The sequence below is a fragment of the Bradyrhizobium vignae genome (assembly GCF_900324035.1).
GTDB classification, from domain to species: domain Bacteria; phylum Pseudomonadota; class Alphaproteobacteria; order Rhizobiales; family Xanthobacteraceae; genus Bradyrhizobium; species Bradyrhizobium vignae.
Genome location: NZ_LS398110.1, coordinates 8,023,532 through 8,043,718, shown reverse-complemented (window position 1 = coordinate 8,043,718; position 20,187 = coordinate 8,023,532). Strand labels below are relative to the sequence as shown.

The 20,187-nt window shown below is 64.1% G+C and carries 15 protein-coding genes; 5 read left to right on the top strand and 10 right to left on the bottom strand.

The features are described from left to right. Positions 1–53 precede the first annotated feature (53 nt). The 7 genes from BRAD3257_RS38650 to BRAD3257_RS38620 form a co-directional block, all read right to left on the bottom strand. Complete coding sequence (locus BRAD3257_RS38650; protein ID WP_122406205.1) at positions 54–1,562, bottom strand: tripartite tricarboxylate transporter permease; 1,509 nt, start codon at positions 1,560–1,562, stop codon at positions 54–56. Positions 1,563–1,566: 4 nt separating this feature from the next. Further along, the gene (locus tag BRAD3257_RS38645) at positions 1,567–2,052 is read right to left on the bottom strand and encodes a tripartite tricarboxylate transporter TctB family protein (protein WP_122406204.1); all 486 of its coding nucleotides are present in this window, start codon (positions 2,050–2,052) and stop codon (positions 1,567–1,569) included. Positions 2,053–2,206: 154 nt separating this feature from the next. Beyond that, complete coding sequence (locus BRAD3257_RS38640; protein ID WP_122406203.1) at positions 2,207–3,184, bottom strand: tripartite tricarboxylate transporter substrate binding protein; 978 nt, start codon at positions 3,182–3,184, stop codon at positions 2,207–2,209. Positions 3,185–3,388: 204 nt separating this feature from the next. Beyond that, positions 3,389–6,256 carry a PAS-domain containing protein gene (locus tag BRAD3257_RS38635; RefSeq protein ID WP_122406202.1) on the bottom strand — a complete coding sequence of 956 codons (2,868 nt, stop codon included), beginning with the start codon at positions 6,254–6,256 and terminating at the stop codon, positions 3,389–3,391. Positions 6,257–6,466: 210 nt separating this feature from the next. After that, complete coding sequence (locus BRAD3257_RS38630) at positions 6,467–7,342, bottom strand: acyl-CoA acyltransferase (protein WP_122406201.1); 876 nt, start codon at positions 7,340–7,342, stop codon at positions 6,467–6,469. A 41-nt stretch (positions 7,343–7,383) separates the two neighbouring features. Beyond that, entirely contained in the window at positions 7,384–8,364 is a 981-nt protein-coding gene (locus BRAD3257_RS38625; protein WP_122406200.1) for an amino acid--[acyl-carrier-protein] ligase, read from the bottom strand. Positions 8,365–8,421: 57 nt separating this feature from the next. Next, complete coding sequence (locus tag BRAD3257_RS38620; protein ID WP_122406199.1) at positions 8,422–9,639, bottom strand: acyl-CoA dehydrogenase family protein; 1,218 nt, start codon at positions 9,637–9,639, stop codon at positions 8,422–8,424. A 359-nt stretch (positions 9,640–9,998) separates the two neighbouring features. Here BRAD3257_RS38620 and BRAD3257_RS38615 point away from each other — a divergent pair, with 359 nt between their 5' ends. The 3 genes from BRAD3257_RS38615 (at position 9,999) to mtnA (ending at position 12,410) form a co-directional block, all read left to right on the top strand. After that, positions 9,999–10,271 (top strand): phosphopantetheine-binding protein, encoded by a 273-nt coding sequence (locus BRAD3257_RS38615; protein WP_122406198.1) that lies wholly within the window; start codon positions 9,999–10,001, stop codon positions 10,269–10,271. A 138-nt stretch (positions 10,272–10,409) separates the two neighbouring features. Next, on the top strand, positions 10,410–11,285 hold the full coding sequence (locus BRAD3257_RS38610; protein WP_122406197.1) for an S-methyl-5'-thioadenosine phosphorylase: 876 nt from the start codon (positions 10,410–10,412) through the stop codon (positions 11,283–11,285). An 18-nt stretch (positions 11,286–11,303) separates the two neighbouring features. Further along, positions 11,304–12,410, top strand: coding sequence for an S-methyl-5-thioribose-1-phosphate isomerase (gene mtnA, locus BRAD3257_RS38605; RefSeq protein ID WP_122406196.1), 1,107 nt, complete (start codon positions 11,304–11,306; stop codon positions 12,408–12,410). Between the two features lie 120 nt (positions 12,411–12,530). Here mtnA and BRAD3257_RS38600 read toward each other — a convergent pair whose 3' ends face one another. Next, complete coding sequence (locus tag BRAD3257_RS38600; RefSeq protein WP_162500519.1) at positions 12,531–13,166, bottom strand: HAD-IA family hydrolase; 636 nt, start codon at positions 13,164–13,166, stop codon at positions 12,531–12,533. A gap of 110 nt (positions 13,167–13,276) precedes the next feature. Here BRAD3257_RS38600 and BRAD3257_RS38595 point away from each other — a divergent pair, with 110 nt between their 5' ends. Together BRAD3257_RS38595 and BRAD3257_RS38590 are read left to right on the top strand one after the other, a co-directional pair. After that, the gene (locus BRAD3257_RS38595; protein ID WP_162500518.1) at positions 13,277–14,035 is read left to right on the top strand and encodes a S1 family peptidase; all 759 of its coding nucleotides are present in this window, start codon (positions 13,277–13,279) and stop codon (positions 14,033–14,035) included. Between the two features lie 125 nt (positions 14,036–14,160). Beyond that, on the top strand, positions 14,161–15,663 hold the full coding sequence (locus BRAD3257_RS38590) for a flavin-containing monooxygenase (protein WP_162500517.1): 1,503 nt from the start codon (positions 14,161–14,163) through the stop codon (positions 15,661–15,663). Positions 15,664–15,792: 129 nt separating this feature from the next. On the opposite strand, the gene BRAD3257_RS38585 is transcribed toward BRAD3257_RS38590, so the two are convergent. Next, entirely contained in the window at positions 15,793–16,719 is a 927-nt protein-coding gene (locus BRAD3257_RS38585) for a response regulator transcription factor (protein WP_162500516.1), read from the bottom strand. Further along, complete coding sequence (locus BRAD3257_RS38580) at positions 16,703–20,074, bottom strand: hybrid sensor histidine kinase/response regulator (protein WP_122406192.1); 3,372 nt, start codon at positions 20,072–20,074, stop codon at positions 16,703–16,705. The genes BRAD3257_RS38585 and BRAD3257_RS38580 overlap by 17 nt, the downstream gene beginning before the upstream one ends. Positions 20,075–20,187: the final 113 nt, after the last annotated feature.

The window sequence follows — 20,187 nt, the reverse complement described above, 5'->3', positions numbered from 1 at the left end:
ACAATGCGGCGCCAAGGGTGGGCACGCTTCGCTTTGCCTACCTTGCGAAAACTTCAGGCCCCCTCATCCAGCGCCACCAGCTCGCGCTTCTTGCGCAGTGACGGCAGCAGCGGAGCGATCAGCAGCACCAGCGCGAGCACGAGACACGCGCCCGAGATCGGGCGCTGCACGAAGGTCCAGAGATCGCCCTGCGACAGGATCAGCGACTTGCGCAGATTGTTCTCCATCATCGGTCCCAGCACGAAGGCCAGCACCAGCGGTGCGGGCTCGTAGCCGAGCTTGCGCATGAAATAGCCGATGATCCCGAACGCGATCATCACATAGACGTCGAACACGTTGTTGCTCGAGCAGTAGACGCCCAGGATCGTGAACAGGATGATCAAGGGGAACAGGATGTTGTAGGGCAGCTTGAGCAACTGCACCCACATGCCGATCATCGGCAGATTCAGGATCAGCAGCATGACGTTGCCGATATACATGCTGGCGACGATGCCCCAGAACAGGCCGGGGTTTTGCGTGATCAGCAGCGGTCCCGGCTGTAGCCCGTGAATGACGAAGGCCCCGAGCAGCAGCGCCATCACCACGTTCGGCGGGATGCCGAGCGTCATCAGCGGAATGAACGCGCCGCCCGCCGCGGCGTTGTTCGCCGACTCCGGCCCCGCAACGCCTTCGATCGCGCCATGGCCGAAACGCTCGGGCGTCTTCGACAGCCGCTTCTCCAGCGCGTAGGATGCAAATGAGGCCACCACTGCGCCGCCACCCGGCAGGATGCCGAGGAAAAAGCCGAGGATCGTGCCGCGGCCGACCGGGCCTGCGCTCACCTTCCAATCCTCTTTGTTGGGCAGGAGGCGGGTGATCTTGGTGTTGATGATGTCTCGCTTGATGGCCTGCTCGGTGTTGAGAAGAACTTCGGCGATGCCGAACAGGCCCATCACGACGGGCACGAGGCCGACGCCGTCGATCAGCTCCATGCGGCCGAAGGTCAGCCGCGGCTGCGCGGTGATGCTGTCGAGCCCTATCAGCCCGAGCACGACGCCGATGCACGCCATCAGCAGCGCCTTCGGCATCGAACCCTGGGTGAGAAAGGTGAGCACGACGAGGCCGAGCACCATCAGGCTGAAATATTCGGCCGGGCCGAAGGCGATGGCGATGCTGGCAAGCTTCGGGGCCACCAGCATCAGGGCGACCAGCGCGAAGGTGCCGGCGACGAACGAGCCGAAAGCGGAGATGCCGAGTGCCGGTCCCGCGCGGCCCTGTTTCGCCATCTGGTGGCCGTCGATGCAGGTGACGACGGAGGCGGCCTCGCCGGGGATGTTGACCAGGATCGAGGTGGTCGAGCCGCCATACATCGAACCGTAATAGATGCCGGCCATCATGATGATGCCGGATTCCGGCGTTCCCGACAGCGTCACGGGCAGCAGCAGCGACATCGCCGAGATCGGGCCGATGCCCGGCAGCACGCCGACCAGCGTGCCGATGAAGACGCCGATGAAGCAGTAGAGCAGGTTGACCGGCAGCAGCGCGACGCCGAATCCATGTGCCACATTGACGAGCGTATCCATAGGGTCAACCGATCCCGAACAGGCCCGAGGGCAATTGGATCAACAGCAGCCGCTTGAGCACCCACCACATGCCTGATGGCACCAGCACGGCGATTGGAATCGCCAGAGCCCAGCGCACTGGATCGATCAGCCGCAACAGCAGCAGCATCAGCGGGATCGACGACAGCAGAAATCCCAGCGGCTCCAGCGCGAAGGAGAATGCGGTGAGGCAGGCGATGAGGAGAAGCGGCTTGCTCCAGCGCACATTCTCCCAGCGCGCGGCCAGCGTCGGCCCGCCCTCGGTGATCGCCGAGACGACGATGGCGGCTGCGAACACGCACATCAGGATGCCCGTGTAGAACAGCACGTAGCCGGAGCCGGGATCGTTGATGGTGCCGAGCTTGAGCCTCAAGCCCGACCAGATCACGAAGCCGCCGAGTGCGAGCCCGATCAGCCCGCCCCAGAGTTCGGAGTTGCTGAGGCGGAGCTTGACGTTGGTTGGGTCGTTCATCGCGATCCTCTCGTGTCCCGGACGCAGCGCAGCGCAAAGGGGTGCGCTGCAGAGCCGGGGCCCATGAGCGTGGACGAAAAGCTGGGTCCCGGCTTTGCGGTGCACCGCTGAAGAAGCGCTGCACCGCGTCCGGGGGTACGCAGGTGGCTTAGCTCTACTTCTTCGCGAGCCCGAGCGTCTCGATCACCTTGCGCTCGGACTCCGTGACCTCGGCGACGAACTTCTTGTAGTCGTCGGTGTTCTTGTAGTTCGGGACCATGTCGTATTTGGCGAGCGTTGCCACGACCGCCGGATCCTCGATCGCCCTCCTGAACGCATCGTGCAGCTTGGCGACGATCTTGGGATCCATGCCTTTCGGACCTGCGATGCCGAACGGGGAATCATAGACCATGGGATAGCCCAGCTCCTTCAGTGTCGGCACATCAGGATAGTTCGGCGAGCGTGAGCCGGTCCACACCATCAGGAGCCGCAGCTTGCCGGCGTCGACCAGCGGCCGCCATCCCGTGGAATCAGCCTGAAGCATGGTGTGCTGTCCCAGCACTGCGGCGTTGGTTTCCGCGCCGCCCTTGAAAGGGACTTGCGTCAGCTTGATGCCGGACAGCGCGGCGATCTGCTCCATGCCGATATGCAGCGACGTGCCGGCGCCCGGCGTGGCGTAGGTCACCTTGCCCGGGTTCGCCTTTGCAAACTCCACCACGTCCTTCCAGCTCTTGAACTGCGACTCCGCGCTGGTCGTCACACCGAAGGTGTAGCCGGTGAGATGGACGATATAGGTGAAATCCTTCGCCGGATCCCACGACACCTCCTGCATCAGGGGGAGGCGGAACACCGTGATCGGGATCTGCGAGATGGTATAGCCGTCCGGCTTCGCCGCCGCGGCCATCGTCGCCGGTCCGACCGTGCCGCCGCCGCCGGCTTTGTTGTCGATCACGATCGGTTGCCCTAGCACCTTCGAGGCGCTGTCGGCGATCGCTCGCATCGAGATGTCGGTCGATCCGCCGGCCGGCCAAGGCACGATCAGCGTGATCGGCTTGGTTGGGTAGTCCTGCGCACTGACGGCAGTGGTGAGCAATGCGCCCATGACGGCGTGCAGCGCGGCAAATGCGATCGTCTTCAACCCGTATCCCGACATCGAAACGCCTCCCTCGCGGCGGCCTCTTTGGGACCGCCGTCTCTCGTTCTTGTGAGATGATTGTTTCTGAAATCGAGTGAGAAGAAAAGCGCATTGCGCGGACCGCGTGCGGCGGTCGGCCGGGTAACACCGGCAAAGCCGCTACATGCGACAATTCGTCGTTTGGCCGCGTGCCGAGGGACGGAATTTGACGCGCCTAAGCCGTCAGGCCACGCGCCGCACCATGTTCAGCGTCTCGATGGTGCGGCCCACCTCCGATGCGAGGCACGGCTTGCCGAAATAATATCCTTGAACGGCGGTGCAGCCGCATTCGCGGACGAAATCGAGTTGCTCCTCGGTCTCCACCCCCTCGGCCGTGGTCTCGACGCCGAGCACGGAGCCGAGGCTTGCGATCGTTCTGACGATGGCGACGCTCTCCGGGCTTTCGCCGAGCGTGCCAACGAAGGACCGATCGATCTTGATGCGATCGAACGGAAACTTGCGCAAGTAGCTCAGCGAGGAATAGCCGACCCCGAAATCGTCGAGACTGACGCGCACGCCGAGGGCGCGGAGCTGATGCAGGATGTCGATCGTCGCCTCGCTGTCGTCGAGCAGCGCCGTCTCCGTGACCTCGAGCTCGAGCCGCTGCGGCGGCAGGCCGGCTTCCGCAAGTGCGCTCGCGACCATCGCCACCAGCCCGCGGGAGCGGAACTGCACCGGAGACAGGTTCACCGCGACGGTGACGCCGGGCCAGGCCGCGGCGGCCGCGCAGGCCGTGCGCAGCACCCATTCGCCGATCGGAACGATCAGCCCGTTCTCCTCCGCGAGCGGGATGAACTCGGCCGGAGAGACGAAGCCGCGCGAGGGATGCTTCCAGCGCAGCAGTGCCTCGAAGCCGGTGAGCTCGGAGGAATCGAGCCGCATCTGCGGTTGGAACACCAGGTGGAATTCATGTCCTTCGAGCGCGCCGGCCAGATCCTGCTCCAGTGCGTGCCGGCTGCGCGCCTCTTCCTCCATCTCGGGCTCGAACAGCTGATAGGCTCCGCGCCCCTTGGCCTTGGCTTGGTACAGCGCGAGATCGGCGCATTTCATCAACTCGTCGGCATCGAGCCCGTGGTCGGGTGCAATCGCGATGCCGACGGAGACGCCGACATGGATCGGCTGGCTTTCCAGCGGCGGGGGATGACCGATGATGTCGACCAGGCGATGGGCGAGCTCCTCAGCCGATTGCGGTTGCGGCCCACGCTGGAGCACGGCGAATTCGTCACCGCCGAGCCGCGCGACGGTGTCGTGTTCGCCGACATTCTCCTTGAGGCGCGCCGCGACCCAGCGCAGCAGGCGATCGCCTGCGGCGTGGCCGAGGCGGTCGTTGACGGTCTTGAAATTGTCCAGGTCGAAGCACAGCACGGCCATGGCGCCGCCGGCGATCGCAACCTGGTTCAGTCCCTCGCCCATCTTCTCGTGAAACAGCGTGCGGTTGGGCAGGTCGGTGAGCGAATCGTGCCGCGCCATGTGCGCCACCCGGGCCTGGGCCTTGTGACGCTCGGTGACGTCCTCGTAGGTGACGACCCAGCCGCCATGCTCCATCCGCTTGTGATTGAGCTTGATGATGCGGCCGTCGCTCAAATGGCGGTGCAGCGTGTGCTCGCCCTCGCGCAGCCTCTCGACATAGTCGGCATAGAGCTTGGCGCCGGTCGTGCTCGGATGATTGCCGAGCTCGCAGCTGTGCTCCATGATCTCCCGCATCGAGACGCCGGGCTTCACCATCTCCGGCGACAGTCCGTACATCTCGATATAACGGCGATTGCAGACGATCACGCGCAGGCTCGCATCGAGCATGCACAGGCCCTGGCTCATGTTGTTCAGTGCGGCATCGAAGCGGCGATATTGTTCGCGCAGCTGCTCGATCGCACGCTCGCGCTCGGTAATGTCCTCATAGGTGGCGACGAAGCCGCCCTCGGGGAGCGCGCAATAGCGGACCGAGATCACGGTGCCGTTGGACATGTGCCGGCGGATCGGCGAGGCGTCCCGCTTTTCGATCCTGCTCCTGGCGACTTCCACCAGCTGCTGCGGAGTGCATTCGGAAGAGAATGCGCCGCTCCCCATCGAGCGCTCGATCAGCTCGGAGAGGTGTGTGCCGGGCCTGGTCTCGTCCAGCGACAGAAGGTAGATCTTGCGGTAGGTGGTGTTGCAGACGCGAAGGCGCATGTCGCTGTCGAAGAAGGCGAGCCCGTGCGCCATGTTCTCCAGCGCCGCGTCGAGCATGACATTCTGCTGCCGCAGCGTCTCCTCGTATTGCAGGCGCTCGGTGACGTCTTCGTGCACCGTCACCCAGCCGCCGTCGGGCAGGAACCGGGAGACGGCCTGCACCATTCGTCCGTCATAGCGCATCACCAGCAGCGTTTTCGCCCGCCGCGTGCGTACGTCCTCCAGCCTGGCGTCATGGAATTTATCGGGTGAGGTGCCTGGCAGATTGCCGCGCGAGATCCAGTGCTCGATCACCGCAGAATGCGAGGCCCCCGGCTTCACGATTCCGGGATCGAGGTTATAGAGCCGCAGGACGCGATCGTTGCAGACGACGACGCGACTTTCAGCGTCATACATGATGAGGCCGTGCGACATGTTGGCGAGCGCGTGCTGGCTGCGCTCGGTCTGGACGCGCAATTCCGCCTCGAGTCGGGCGAGGCGAGTGACATCGTCGCAGATCGTCATCCAGCCGCCGCCGGGAAGCGGCTTGAGCGCGAGTGCCATGACGAGGCCGCTGGCAAGCCGCTGCTCGGTGCGGAACGGCTTGCCCGCGGAGATCTGGTCAATCCGCGCCGAGTACAGCGCGTCGAGCTCGTCCGCCGGGAAGTTGCCGCGCGAGGCGCTATGCGCAAGCACCTCACGATAGCTGGTGCCGATCCGCACGATCTCGGCCGACATGTCGAACAGGCTGAGGTAGCGCTGGTTCACCAGCACGATCCGGTTGTCGGCATCATAGACGCAGACGCCCTGCTCCATGTGGTCGAGCGCAAGCTGGCTCAGCGCGACCAGGGCCTCCGGGCCCTGCTCGCTGCGTGCACCAGGCTCGTTGTCGCGGGTCGACATCATGGGGTCGGCGGGACCTCGGCAGGCAAAAGACTTAACGCAACCTATTCCGGCCACCGAGGGTAGCGAAGAGCCCGGAAAATTCCCTTAATCGCAGTAGTTTATGGAGGGTGACTGACGCTGGAGAGCGTGTCCTCATTGCAGAGGTCCCTGCGAGAGTCGGCCGAGAGGGCGCAACATATCAGGTGTCCGGCGTATGGGCTGAGCGTTCCTCTACGGCCCGTACAACACGAGCTCCGTGTCCGTGAGATCGCCGAGCTGTGGCCGATGCGGGCCCTTGAAGTATTTGCGGCCGCGCCGCTCGGTATGAATGCCGACGAGGCCGGGAATCGGCTCATTGGAATCGACGGCCACCGAAATCTTGCCGAGCCGCAGCAGCAACCGGCCGATGCGGCCGGCGCATTCGGCATATTCGGCGGCACTCCGGCAATAGATCAGCTTCATCGCCGGCGGTGCGATGAAACCGCGGCGCATCCGCACCGGTTGCAGGATGAAGGGGAACGTTCCCTTCGGCGTGCGGCAGACGAGGCTGAGGCAATTGTAGCGCGCATGCCGCGTCAGGAGCTCGGTCTCCATTTCCGAAAGCCCCTCGATCTCCTTGGCATGCGGCGCGATGACCTCGATCTCGCTCCAGCGTGGCGCACGCGCCAGCGCAGGGACCGAGAAGAATATGCCGCGGCAATAGGCGCGAAAGCCCTGCGTCTCGATGATCGGCCAGGTCCATGGCGCCGGACTGATGTTGAAATAAGTGACGTCCTTGTGCCGCTGGGCGATCTTGGTCAGCAGCGGGGCGTAGTTGCGATAGGCCGGGTCGACATACCAGCTCGACAAATTGCACCGGATGGCGGTCTCTTCGCCGATCTTTCGCGCGGTATAGATCAAGAGCAGCACGCCGACCGGCGTGCCGTCGTCGTCGAGCATGTAGCCAAAGCGCGGATAACCGTCCGGCACGGGTCGGAAGGCCTGCCGGCGCAGGCCCTGAATCCAGTATTCGCGTGAGCGGCCGACGAAGCCGCGCGTCAGCAAGTCCGCGACCTTGTCGACGTCGGACTCGGTGATTTCGCGGCATCGAACCTTGGTATGGATCACGCTCGTCTTGCCCGTAGAAATGGTCGGCCTCGTGAGTTGCGTTAGCGCCAGCCTTCGCCGTGGGCGCCTGCCGCAACATGCGGCTGCAGGCCCAGGACGTCCCGTACCTTGGCGGGCCAGGCTGAAAGATCGGTGCCGTGGGTGTGGAACATGGCGACGGCGAGGCGATCCATGCCGAAGGCAACGCAGCCGGTATGGGCCGGCTCGCCATTGGCGTCCTGGATTCCCCAGGTCGTGCCGAAATGCTCGCGATGATAGTTGAAGCTCATGCAGGCAGTCGGCTGTTCCTCCGAGCGCAGCGGAATGAGGAGCTCGAACTTGAGCTGTTGCTGCTTCTGGCTCACCGCCTTCATCTGGCCGACCCGGCCGAAGAACGGATCGCTGGCATAGTCGACGCGGAAGGTGAGGCCGAGGTCGCGGGCGATGGCCTGCGCGCGCACCATCCAGCGCTCGCGGAAATCGGCGACGTCGTCGGGCGTGCCGATGCAGACATATTCGCGCATCCGGAACGATTGCAGCCGGTCGAGATGTTTCGACGGCTCACGGCGGAAGCAGTCGGCGGCGACGTCGAAGCGCAGGCCGCCCTTCGGCAATTGGCCACGGCTCGCCGCGATCGGGTAGACGGGATAGCAGGCGGCCGGAGACAGCACGAGGTCGGCGGGCGACAGTGACGTCGTCCAGTCGCCGCCGGCATCGAAGCGGCTGACCGCGGCGTTGATCTCGCGCTCGGTGCCATGCAGGCCGCAGACGCAGCCGAGCAGGTTCGGGAAGCTCTTGAGATAGCCGGATTTTTCCAGCTGCGCGCGGCTCATCACCGGCGGGAAGCGCATCACTTCGGTACCGGCTTCGCGATGGCTGGTGATCAACCCGGCGAGCTTCTCGACGACGCCCTCATAGAGCGCGGTGCGGGCATAGACGCCATCGGCGCCCATGCGGTGGAACAGCTTGTCGGCGAGATGATCGAGCGGATCGATCACTTGCGGCGCAGTATCGGGCGAATTGGGGAGGACGGCAATATTCATGGGGTCGATGTCCTGCTATCTCGAAATTGTGCTTGTTGGTCTGGTCGCGAAGGCACGTCAGTCATGAAGACTCGATGGCACCCCGCTCATCAGCGTCGAGGTGGCGGCGTTGGCCAGAATGCGGTCGTTGTTGATCATGATCGGCGACGACAGCACGTCGCGGAGGTGCCGGCCCATGGTGAACTCGCCGTCGTTGCGGTAGCCGGAAAGGCCCGCGGTGCGCATAGCATGCATCACGGTCTCGACCGCGAGCTCGGAGGCCTGCACCTTCAGCAGCGTGATGGAGGACTGGAAGTCGAGCGAGCCGAGCGCCCGCTCGTCATGCTCGGCGCTGGCGAAGGCGTCGATGTTGGCGGCAATCAGCGCGCGCAGCTTGGCCAGCGACATCTTGGCGGCGGTGAAATGCGCCGCGGCCGGGGGCATCTGGCCGCCGGAAGAGCGCGCAGCCTTACGGATGAAAGCCTGCGCGCGGGTCACGGCCGCAGCGGCGATGCCGGCCCAGGCCGACGACCAGCACAGATGCGCGAACGGCGTCATGGTCTGGGCGTGGATCTTGTCATAGGATTCCGGAAAGACGCGGTCGGCGGGGCAGTCGACCCTCAGTTCGAACCCGGTCGAGCAGGTGCCGCGCATGCCGAGCGTTTCCCAGCCGAGCGTCCGCTTCAGCGAATAGTCGTCCTTGGCGAGCGCCAGCAGCACCTGGTCGGAGGCGGCGGCATCGGTGGCGCGGCGGGCGATGGTGACGAGGCCGTCGGCTTCGGCACCATAGGAGATCACGGTGGCGTCGCGCACGAGCGAGACGGTGTCGCCGGCATGGTCGACCGCGGCAGCGCTGGCGCGGATGTTGCCGCCATTCTGGCCCTCGGTAGTGGAAGAGGCGAGCAGCCACTGGTCGCGGGCGACCCGGCGCATCATGGTCTCCATCCAGGGAATGCCATGGCCGTGCCTGACGACGCAGGCGACCTTGGTCTGGTGCATCGCGTAGATCATCGCCGTCGAAGCGCAGGCGCGCCCGAGCGTGTAGCAGATGTCGGTGACGTCATAGATCGAGGCGCCGAAGCCGCCGAACTCGACCGGAACCATCACGCCGAGCAGCTTTTGCTCGCGTGCGACGTCGAAAGCCTTGTGCGGGAAGCGGGCGTCGCGATCGACCCCGTCTGCGTCGGCTGCGGCCGCTGCGGCGGTCCGCGCGGCACGCTCGATCAGGGAGGGACCCTGCTCGAGAAATCCGGTCTGCATCTCGTCGACAGTGAGGACTGCTTCACGCACGTTCATACTCGTCCGCCTCCGGTTTGCCGTTCGAGATCGCCGGCATCATTCGCGATGCCGCTTGAAGCGATCCTCCGGCCATCTTTGCTTGTGAGACGAGGCTACGGATTTAATTCAAATTCGTCGATGAAATAGAGGGTAAACAAAACCCAATTCCGAACGAACAGTTAAGGTCCGGTTGTTTGCATCACCCGATTTTCCAGCATCGTGTTAGGATTCCGGAAGAAGCCTGAATTTCGGACAATCTGAGTCATCGTTTACTAAGAAGCGCGAAGTATTGCTGCCGCCCATTGCAGGACCGGCAGACCGTGCCCATCGTGGCCGGCAGTCCGATCCGCCTCCGATAGACAGATGGGAATTTGCCGATGCAGGCCTCCGATACCGATTTGCGCAACCGCATCATCAAGCTGGTGAAGGGCATTCTCGAACAGAACTCGCTTACCGCTGACGTCACGCCACAGGCGAAGCTCGTCGATATCGGCCTGACCTCGATGGACATGGTCAATCTGATGCTCGGCGTCGAGGCGGAGTTCGATTTCACCATCCCGCAGTCCGAGATCACGCCGGAGAATTTCCAGTCGGTCGAGACGCTGGAGCGGATGGTCGCGACCCAGCTGCAGCCGGCAACGGCGGCTTAAGTCGAGCGCACGGCTCCTTCCACGGCGTCGTCCGCGCTCCTCACGCGACCGCCGTCACCCCTCCACCCCCGTTCCAAATCCGCCGCAAAACTGGCATAGCTTAACCATGTCACATTTGGTGGACAGGGTGGAGCAGGCATGACGCGGGCGGTATTGGGTATCATCGGGGGCTCGGGCATCTACGACCTGCCGGGCCTCGAGGGTGCTCGCGAAGAGGTGATCAAGAGCCCTTGGGGCGAGCCCTCTGCGCCCCTGCGGCGTGGCTCCATCGCCGGCCTGCCGGTGGTGTTCCTGCCGCGGCATGACAGGGGTCACCGGCTCTCGCCCTCCGACATCAACTACCGTGCCAACATCGACGTGCTGAAGCGCGCCGGCGTCACGGACTTGATCTCGCTGTCGGCCTGCGGCTCCTTCAAAGAGGAACTTCCGCCGGGCACCTTCGTTCTCGTCGACCAGTTCGTCGACCGCACCCACAAGCGCGAGAGCTCGTTCTTCGGCCGAGGCTGCGTCGCGCATGTGTCGATGGCGCATCCGGTCTCGCCGCGGCTGCGCATCCATCTTGCCGCGGCGGCTGAGGCCGAGGGCATCGCGATCGCGCGCGGCGGCACCTATGTCTGCATGGAAGGGCCGCAATTCTCCACTTACGCGGAAAGCATGACCTACAAGACGCTCGGCTATTCCGTGATCGGCATGACCAACATGCCCGAGGCGAAGCTCGCGCGTGAGGCGGAGATTTGTTACGCCACCGTTGCAATGGTGACGGATTTCGACTGCTGGCATCCCGATCATGACGCCGTCACCGTTCAGGACATCATCCGCGTGCTGAACTCGAACGCCGACAAGGCGAAGGCGCTGGTGGCGCGGCTAGCCAAGGATTTCCCGCGCGAGCACGAGTCGTGCCCGATCGGTTCGGACCGCGCGCTCGACACCGCGCTGATCACGGCGCCCGAGGCGCGCGATCCCGAGCTTCTGAAGAAGCTCGACGCCGTGGCAGGACGCGTGCTGCGGGCGTGATACGAAAGGCAGAATGCCATGAAGGTCGACGGCAAGCATTTCCGCAGCATCTGGCGCGAGCGTGACGGCTGGTCGGTCGGTGCGATCGACCAGCGCCGGCTGCCGCATGAATTCGTCATTGCGAGGCTGACGGCGTGTGAAGACGCGGCAGTTGCCATTCGTGACATGCTGGTGCGCGGCGCGCCGCTGATCGGCGCCACCGCCGCTTACGGCATGGCGCTCGCCATGCGCGAGGATGCCTCGGACGAGGGCCTGAAGCGCGCTTATGACACGCTCGTCGTGGCGCGGCCGACCGCGATCAATCTGAAATGGGCCCTGGACGAGATGCGCGCGGCGCTCGCGCCGATCGATCCGGTGGAACGGGCGGAAGCGGCCTATGCGCGCGCCGACGAGATCGTCGAGCAGGACGTCGAGATCAACCGTGGCATCGCCGACAACGGTCTGAAGTTGATCGAGGCGATCGCGGCGAAGAAGCCGGGCGAAGTGGTCAACGTGCTGACCCATTGCAACGCCGGCTGGCTCGCCACCGTCGATTGGGGCACGGCGACGGCGCCGATCTATCTTGCACATGAGCGCGGCATCAAGGTCCATGTCTGGGTCGACGAGACCCGGCCGCGCAACCAGGGCGCCTCGCTCACGGCCTGGGAGCTCGGCCATCACGGCGTGCCGCACACGGTGATCCCGGACAATACCGGCGGACACCTGATGCAGCACGGTATGGTCGATCTCGCCATCGTCGGCACCGACCGCGTCGCCGCCAATGGCGACGTCTGCAACAAGATCGGCACCTATCTCAAGGCGCTTGCCGCGCATGACAATGGCGTGCCCTTCTACGTCGCGCTGCCGTCGCCGACGATCGACTTCGCCGTCCATGACGGCATCCGTGACATTCCGATCGAGCAGCGCAGTGGCGTTGAAGTCACCGACATGACCGGCCGCACCGCAGACGGAAGGCTGGAGACGGTACGCATCGTGCCGGAGAACTCGCCGGTCGCGAATTACGCCTTCGACGTGACCCCGGCGCGGCTTGTCACCGGCCTGATTACCGAGCGCGGTGTGCTGAAGCCGGATCGTGACTCGCTGGCCGCAGCGTTCCCGGAGCGGATCGCGGCTGCGGCCGAGTAGATTTGGTTGGTCGATATCTCGCCACCGCCGTCATCGCGAGCGTAGCGAAGCAATCCAGAATCTTTCCGCGGAGACAGCCTGGATTGCTTCGCTGCGCTCGCAGTGACGGAGTATGACGCGCTATCTCAGCTTCAGCCCCGTCGCCTTCTCGAGATCCGCGATCGCCTGCGCCCCACTCGTTACCTTGATCGTCGTCATGCCCATTTCGCGCGCTGGCTTCAAATTCACGCCGAGATCGTCGAGATAGACGCAATTGTTCGGATCGACCTTCAGCGTCTCGACCATCATCCGGTAGATGCGCGGGTCAGGCTTGCGTAGGCCGATCTTGGCGGATTCGATGACGTGGTCGAACAGCACCATCACCTCGGCGATGCAAAGTGAGCGTCCGGTCATGCTGCCGATTGCGTTAGCCGGCAAATTGTTGGTGATGCAGCCGGTCTTGAATTGTGCCTTGATCCGCTTCAACGCCTCGACCATCTCCGGCCGCAGATCGCCCTGGAGCAGCGGCAGCACGTCGCGTCCGCGCACTTCTGCGCCAAGCGCGCGGGACTCCTCGGCGAACAAGTGATCGAAGGTTTCGATATCGACCTCGGCCCGCTCGAACCTGGCCCAGGCGTTCTCCTGGTGATTGGCTGCGTTCGTGCGCCGGATGATGTCGGCGGGCAGGCCACGTTCGGTCTCGAACCGCGTGAACGCCTCGAATGGTGAGCTCGTCAGCACGCCGCCAAAATCAAAGACCACAGCCTCGATCGCCAATGTCCTGCCCTCGTCAATTCCTTTCCAAGAGGGCTAGCATGCGTTATCGGCAAGAGCCAGTCCGAAGCTGTCCCCCTCCTCACCGGATGCTGACGCCAAAGCGTGTTCCCATGAAGAAGCTTGCCACGTTCATCACAGCGGCGCTGCTGCTCGCCACACCCGCCCACGCCATCGTCGGTGGCGGCACGCCGCAAGCCGACGGCATTGCGCGCGCCATCGTTACCATCGTCGGCTCGCGTGGCAATTTCTGCACCGGCAGCCTGATCGCGCCAAAAGTAGTGTTGACGGTGGCCCACTGCGTGCAGCCCGGCGCGGACTACAAGATCGTCGAGCGTAGCGCCGATGGTCAGCCGCAATTGCTGAATGTCCGTACCGTCGCGATCCATCCGAATTTCAACATGCAGGCGATGCAGGCGCATCGCGCCACCGCCGACGTGGCGCTGCTGCAACTGGATATTCCACTCAAGGGAAAATCCACGGTGACCGTCGGCATGCCCGCGATTCCAATCCAGGTCGGCAGCCGCTTCGTGATCGCCGGTATTGGCGTCACGGTGCGGGGCGACGGCAAGAGCGGCGGCACGACGCGCGTTGCCGGCCTCGTTACGACCGGCCAGCCCGGCACGCTCCAGATTCGCCTGGTCGATCCCGTAACCAACGGTGTTCGCGACGGAATTGGCGCCTGCACCGGCGATTCCGGCGGCCCCGTGTTCGAGGACAAGCCGAATGGTCCCGTGCTCGTCGGTCTCATCAGCTGGTCGACAGGGCCGAACGGCGCCGCAGGTTGCGGCGGATTGACCGGCGTGACGCCGCTGACGCTCTATCGCGACTGGATTTTGCAGACCGCGCGGAGCTGGGGTGCGGCGCTGTGATTTGACCTCGACTTGATCTATGTCATTTTGAAGCGGAAGCGCGATGGGCGACCATGCCCGTCGCGGAGGAAACGCGTCGCCCGATCAAGGGCGGCCACAAAAACAAGCAAGGCTTAGAAGCAACAATGAATGTCGCTGTTCGCAGTCACGCCACCACCAAGCAGGCCTCGGAACATTTCGACGTGCTGATCGTCGGCGCCGGCATCTCCGGCATCGGCAGCGCCTATCATATCGAAAAGCAGCTGCCGGGTACGAGCTACGTCATTCTCGAAACGCAGGCGACGTTCGGCGGCACCTGGAGCACGCATCGCTATCCCGGCATCCGCTCGGACAGCGACCTCCACACCTTCGGCTACAGCTTCAAGCCCTGGGTCGGCCCGCCCATCGCGACCGCCGAGGAGATTCTCTCCTACATGAAAGAGGTGATCGACGACAACGATATCGCCCGTCACATCCGCTACAAGCACAAGATCAATTCCGCGAGCTGGTCGAGCGAGCAGAATCTCTGGACCATCGAGGCGACGACCACCGATACGGGCGAGGCAAAGACCTTTACCGCAAACTTCCTCTGGATGTGCCAGGGCTATTACCGCCATTCGGAGGGCTATACGCCGGAATGGAAGGGAATGGACCGCTTCAAGGGTCGCATCGTCCATCCCCAGACCTGGCCGGATGATATCGATCTCGCGGGCAAGAACGTGGTTGTGATCGGCTCGGGCGCGACCGCGGCGACGCTGGTGCCGAACATCGCGGACAGTTGCGCGCACGTCACCATGCTGCAGCGCTCGCCGACCTATTTCCGCCTTGGCCGCAACGCCATCGAGATCGCGGAAGAGCTGCGCCGGCTTCAGGTTGACGAAACCTGGATCCATGAGATCGTGCGGCGGAAGATCTTGTTCGAGCAGGATGCGTTCACGAAGCTCTGCGTGTCCAAGCCTGAGCAGGTCAAGAAGGAGCTGATCGGCCAGATCAGCGCAGTCCTCGGTCCCGACTACGACGTCGAGACCCACTTCACGCCAAGATACCGGCCGTGGCGGCAGCGCATCGCCTTCGTGCCGGATGCCGATCTGTTCAAGGGCATCGCCAGCGGCAAGGCTTCGGTCGTGACCGACGAGATCGAATGCTTCGTCGAGAACGGCGTCCAGCTCAAATCGGGCAAGCTGCTGGAGGCCGATATCATCATCACCGCGACCGGCTTCAATCTTGCCGCGCTCGGCGACATCGCCTTCGAGATCGACGGCAAGCCGCTTGCCTTCGGCGACACCGTCACCTATCGCGGCATGATGTTCACGGGCGTGCCGAACATGGTCTGGGTGTTCGGCTACTTCCGCGCCAGCTGGACGCTGCGCGTCGACCTCGTCGCCGATTTCGTCTGTCGGCTGCTCGGACACATGAAGGCCAAGGGCAAGAAGAAGGTCGAGGTGAGGCTGCGTCCCGAAGACCACAACATGCCGATCCTGCCCTGGATCGATCCGGAAAACTTCAACCCCGGCTACATGATGCGCAACATGAACCTGCTGCCCAAGCGCGGCGACAAGCCGGAATGGCAGCACAGCCAGGATTACTGGACCGAGAAGGACGAGATCCCGAAGACGGACCTGGATGATAAGGCGTTTGTTTACGGGTGAGGTCGTTCGTAGGCGTGGGGTGAGGGCGGCGACGCTAACCCCACACCCAACTGTCGTCCCGGGGCGCGAAGCGAGCCCGGGCGACACCGTTTACTGGGGTAGCGACGTTCCAACTCAGTCGCAGCACACTCACGAATTCCGTCGCGTCGCATTCGCGGCAATCGCCGCAGCCGCGGTCCGGTTCTCCACGCCGAGCTTGGAGTAGATCTGCTCCAGATGCTTGTCGACCGTGCGCGGGCTGAGGCCCAAGATTTGCGCGATGTCGCGGTTGGTCTTGCCCTTGCTGAGCCAGGCCAGCACCTCTCCCTCCCGCGTGGTGAGGCCGAGCTCGCTGGTGAATTCGGGTGGCAGCGCGGTGCCGGACTCCCTGGAGAGCCGCAGCAGGAACTCGTTCGGCGCGGTCTCGCCCATGTAGAAGAGCCGAAGTTGCGGATTGTCGGGCAAGGAAGCTCCTTGAGACTTCGAGCTGCCCTTGGCTTTGGCCTGCTCCAGCCATTGCAGCAGCGATGGCGGCAGGATGAAGTCCTCGGCCTGTGCGCCCTGATGATCCGACAGCAGCTTCTGCGCCTGCGGCGTCGCCCAGAGCACGGTGCCCTGGCGATTGACGGCGAACAGGAAGCGGCCGGAGACGTCGAGTGCGGCGCGCGCGCTCTGGGTCAGCCGGGCATTGCCGAGATGGACGCGGATGCGCGCCAGCATCTCCTCGATCACGATCGGCTTGGTCACGTAGTCGACGCCGCCGGCTTCCAGTCCACGAACGATGTGCTCGGTCTCCGCAAGACCTGTCATGAAGATCACGGGGACGTTGGCGAGACCCGCATCGCGCTTGAGCCGGCGGCAGGTCTCGAAGCCGTCGATGCCCGGCATCACGGCATCGAGCAGCACGATGTCGGGCGTGATCTGATCGATGATGCGCATCGCCGCGGCGCCGTCGAGCGCCACCATCACCGTCATGCCGGCGCCGTCGAGCGCGTCGGTGAGCAGCCGCAGCGTCTCCGGGGAATCATCGACAACGAGCGCGACGTCGCGCTTCTTTGGTTCAATGCTCATAAGCATGCAACGTCTTCAATGTAGCCATGTACTGGTCGAGATCGAAGCGATCGACCAGCGACCGCATCTGCGCGACGAAGTCGGCATGTTCAGGATGCTCGCTGCCGATCTCGTCCAGCTTCAACTGGATGCCCTTGACGTAGCCGATCTGGCCTAGCCCGATCAGCGCCTCGATGTGCCGCAGCGGCGGCTTTGATCCGGTCTCGGGATGCCAGAACGGCACCGCGACCTCGTCCGAATCGTATTGCCATTCGAGCTTCAGGAGCTGGCGGATCGTCTCCAGCAGCCGCGGGATGTCGATCGGCTTCATCAGGTAGCCGTCATGGAAGGGTTGTGCAAGTGGCGCACCGTGGGCCTCGATCGCGCTTGCCGAGACCATCAGGATGCGCGCTTGGTGATGTCCGTTCGCGCGCAGGGCCTCGGCGACAGCCCAGCCGTCCATGGCAGGCATCGAGATATCGAGCAGGAATAGATCGGGCCGGCAATGCTGTGCCAGCGCCAGGCAGCCCGCGCCGTCGGGTGCGCTTAGCAGGATGAAGCCGAGCGGTGTCAGCACCTCGCGCAGGAGGTCGCGATGCACGGGATCATCGTCGGTGACGAGGATGGTCTTGCGCGCGCCGTGATAGCCGGAGACCGGCGCCTCCACCGGCGCGATGCGCTGGGGATTGGCGACCTCCGAGAGCAGGATCTTGACCTTGAACGTTGAGCCGGTGCCGACCGTGCTCGTGACCTTGATATCGCCGCCCATCACGCCGGCAAGGAGGCGACTGATGGTCAGGCCGAGGCCGGTGCCGGTCTGCGGCTGCGCGACGCCGAGCGCGCCGCGTTCGAACGGCGCGAAGATGCGCTCGAGATCGTCGCCTTGGATGCCGGGGCCGGTGTCGATCACCTCGAACTCGGCAACGGGGCTGCGATAGTGCACGACGAACTGCACGCTGCCGGTCTGGGTGAATTTTATGGCATTGGAAAGCAAATTGATCAGCACCTGGCGCAGCCGCTTCTCGTCGGCATAGACGACGACCGGCAGACGCGCCGGCCGCCTGAACACGAAGTCGATGCCTTTGGCGGCAGCCTGGAGGCGGAACATGCCGACGAGCTGGTCCAGGAATTCGCTCAAGCGCACCTCGTCGCGCGACAGATACAGCCGCCCCGCCTCGATCTTGGAGATGTCCAGGATACCGTCGATCAGGCCGGACAGGTGATCGGCGCTGCGGCGGACGACGCGGACCTGGTCGCGCGGCTTCGGGCCCAGCGTCGTATCCTGCTCGAGCAGCTGGGCATAGCCGCTGATCGCATTCAGCGGCGAGCGCAGCTCGTGGCTCAGACCCACCACGTAGCGGCTCTTGGCCAGATTGGCGGATTCGGCGACCTCCTTGGCACGCTGCAGTTCGGCGTCGGTGCGCTTGTGCGCGTCGATCTCCTGGATCAGCAGCGCAGTCTGACGCCGCGTCTCGGCCTCGGCGGCGCGGCGGCTCTGCTGCGCCAGCACGAACAGCCAGGCCACCACGCCGATGATGATGCTGAGCGAGAAGAATACCTTCCACAGCACGTTCGAGACCAGCATGTTTTCACCATGCACGCTGGCCGAGGTCTGGAGATAGATCAGTCCGAGCACCAGCGCGACGAGGCCGGCGGAGACCACGAAGACGCCGATATAGTGGCCGAACTGCGAGTTGATCCGCGCATAGATCGGCTGCGGCAGAATTCTGCCGAGTGCGTCGGCGAACTGCACTTGCGCACGCCCGTGTGGCTTGCAGAGATCGTGGCAGCGGGCGTCGAGCGAGCAGCACAGCGAGCAGATCGGGCCGGCATAGGCGGGGCAGGAGGTGGTGTCTTCAGGCTCGAAGCTGTGCTCGCAGATACAGCACTGGATCGCCTCGATATTGGCCCAGCTTCTCTTCGGTTTGCGCGCGATATAGAATTTTCCGTCCGTCAGCCAGGCGATCACAGGCGCGGTGACGAAGGCGACCGTGAGCGCGACGAAGGCGGCGAGCGCCTTCATGGTCGGGCCGAACAGGCCGTAGAACGCCGCGATCGAGACGATGATCGCGAGCGTCATCGCGCCGACACCGACCGGATTGATGTCGTAGAGATGCGCCCGCTTGAATTCCATCTGCGGCGGACGCAGGCCGAGCGGCTTGTTGACCACGAGGTCCGACACCAGCGCGCCAACCCAGGCGATCGCGACGTTGGAGTAGAGCGCCAGCGTCTGCTCCAGCGCCTTGTAGACGCCGATCTCCATCAGAAGCAGCGCCACCATCACGTTGAACACCAGCCAGACCACGCGGCCGGGATGGCTATGGGTCAGGCGCGAGAAAAAATTCGACCAGGCGATCGAACCCGCATAGGCGTTGGTGACGTTGATCTTGATCTGCGACAGGATCACGAAGATGCCGGTCAGGGCCAGTACGAGGTCCGGCTCGGACAGCACGTAGCGAAAGGCGACGAGATACATATGCGCGGGCTCGGCGGCCTCTTCGGCCGGCACGCCATGGCTCAGTGCAAAGAACGCGAGGAACGAGCCGGCCAGGAGCTTCAGCGCGCCGAGCACGATCCAGCCCGGCCCCGCGCTCATCAGCGCGATCCACCACGATGCCCTGGAGGCGCGGCGGTCGCGCGGCAGAAACCTGAGGAAATCGACCTGCTCGCCGATCTGCGCCACCAGCGAGAACACCACGGAGGATGCCACGCCGAACAGCAACAGGTCGAAATGCCCGTTGAGGTCGCCGTGTTCACCGGAAAACTTGCGCCATTCCGTGAACGAGTGGGGATTGGCCCAGGCGATCGCGACAAAGGGCAGGATGTGCAGGATGATCCAGAGCGGCTGCGTCCAGAGCTGGAAGCGGCTGATCAGTGTGATGCCGTAGGTTACGAGCGGGATGATCGCCACCGCGCTGATGAGATAGCCGATCGGGCGCGGAATGCCCAAGCACATCTCCAGTGCGGTCGCCAGGATCACCGCCTCCACCGCGAAGAAGATGAAGGTGAAGGACGCGTAGATCAGCGACGTCACGGTCGAGCCGATATAGCCGAAGCCGGCGCCACGGGTGAGGAGGTCGATGTCGATGCCGCATTTGGCGGCATGATAGGCAATCGGCACGCCGCAGCAGAAGATGATGGCGGAGACGACGAGGATCGCGGCCGCGGCGTTGGTGACGCCGTAATTCAGCGTAATGGTGCCGCCGATCGCCTCCAGCACCAGGAAGGAGATCGCGCCGATTGCGGTGTTGGCGACGCGGGCGGCAGACCACCGCCGCGCGCTCTTGGCGGTGAAGCGCAGCGCGTAGTCTTCCAGCGTCTGGTTGGCGACCCATTGGTTGTACTGGCGCCTGACGCGGTCTATTCGCTGCCGCCCTGCCACCTAACCCTACTCCCGATACGGACCCGGACCCCTCGCAAATTCCGTACCAAAAGCCTACGTCGGCATTTTGCGGTGCAGTATACGCGATCTTGCGTATGCTTGGGCTGCATAAA

What these genes read in the sequence shown, in the direction of transcription:
- BRAD3257_RS38620 (WP_122406199.1), bottom strand. Translation starts at nt 9,639, where the DNA reads ATGAACGTGCGTGAAGCAGTCCTCACTGTCGACGAGATGCAGACCGGA.
- BRAD3257_RS38610 (WP_122406197.1), top strand. Translation starts at nt 10,410, where the DNA reads ATGACGCGGGCGGTATTGGGTATCATCGGGGGCTCGGGCATCTACGAC.
- BRAD3257_RS38585 (WP_162500516.1), bottom strand. Translation starts at nt 16,719, where the DNA reads ATGCTTATGAGCATTGAACCAAAGAAGCGCGACGTCGCGCTCGTTGTC.
- BRAD3257_RS38625 (WP_122406200.1), bottom strand. Translation starts at nt 8,364, where the DNA reads ATGAATATTGCCGTCCTCCCCAATTCGCCCGATACTGCGCCGCAAGTG.
- BRAD3257_RS38590 (WP_162500517.1), top strand. Translation starts at nt 14,161, where the DNA reads ATGAATGTCGCTGTTCGCAGTCACGCCACCACCAAGCAGGCCTCGGAA.
- BRAD3257_RS38640 (WP_122406203.1), bottom strand. Translation starts at nt 3,184, where the DNA reads ATGTCGGGATACGGGTTGAAGACGATCGCATTTGCCGCGCTGCACGCC.
- BRAD3257_RS38650 (WP_122406205.1), bottom strand. Translation starts at nt 1,562, where the DNA reads ATGGATACGCTCGTCAATGTGGCACATGGATTCGGCGTCGCGCTGCTG.
- mtnA (WP_122406196.1), top strand. Translation starts at nt 11,304, where the DNA reads ATGAAGGTCGACGGCAAGCATTTCCGCAGCATCTGGCGCGAGCGTGAC.
- BRAD3257_RS38615 (WP_122406198.1), top strand. Translation starts at nt 9,999, where the DNA reads ATGCAGGCCTCCGATACCGATTTGCGCAACCGCATCATCAAGCTGGTG.
- BRAD3257_RS38645 (WP_122406204.1), bottom strand. Translation starts at nt 2,052, where the DNA reads ATGAACGACCCAACCAACGTCAAGCTCCGCCTCAGCAACTCCGAACTC.
- BRAD3257_RS38595 (WP_162500518.1), top strand. Translation starts at nt 13,277, where the DNA reads ATGAAGAAGCTTGCCACGTTCATCACAGCGGCGCTGCTGCTCGCCACA.
- BRAD3257_RS38635 (WP_122406202.1), bottom strand. Translation starts at nt 6,256, where the DNA reads ATGATGTCGACCCGCGACAACGAGCCTGGTGCACGCAGCGAGCAGGGC.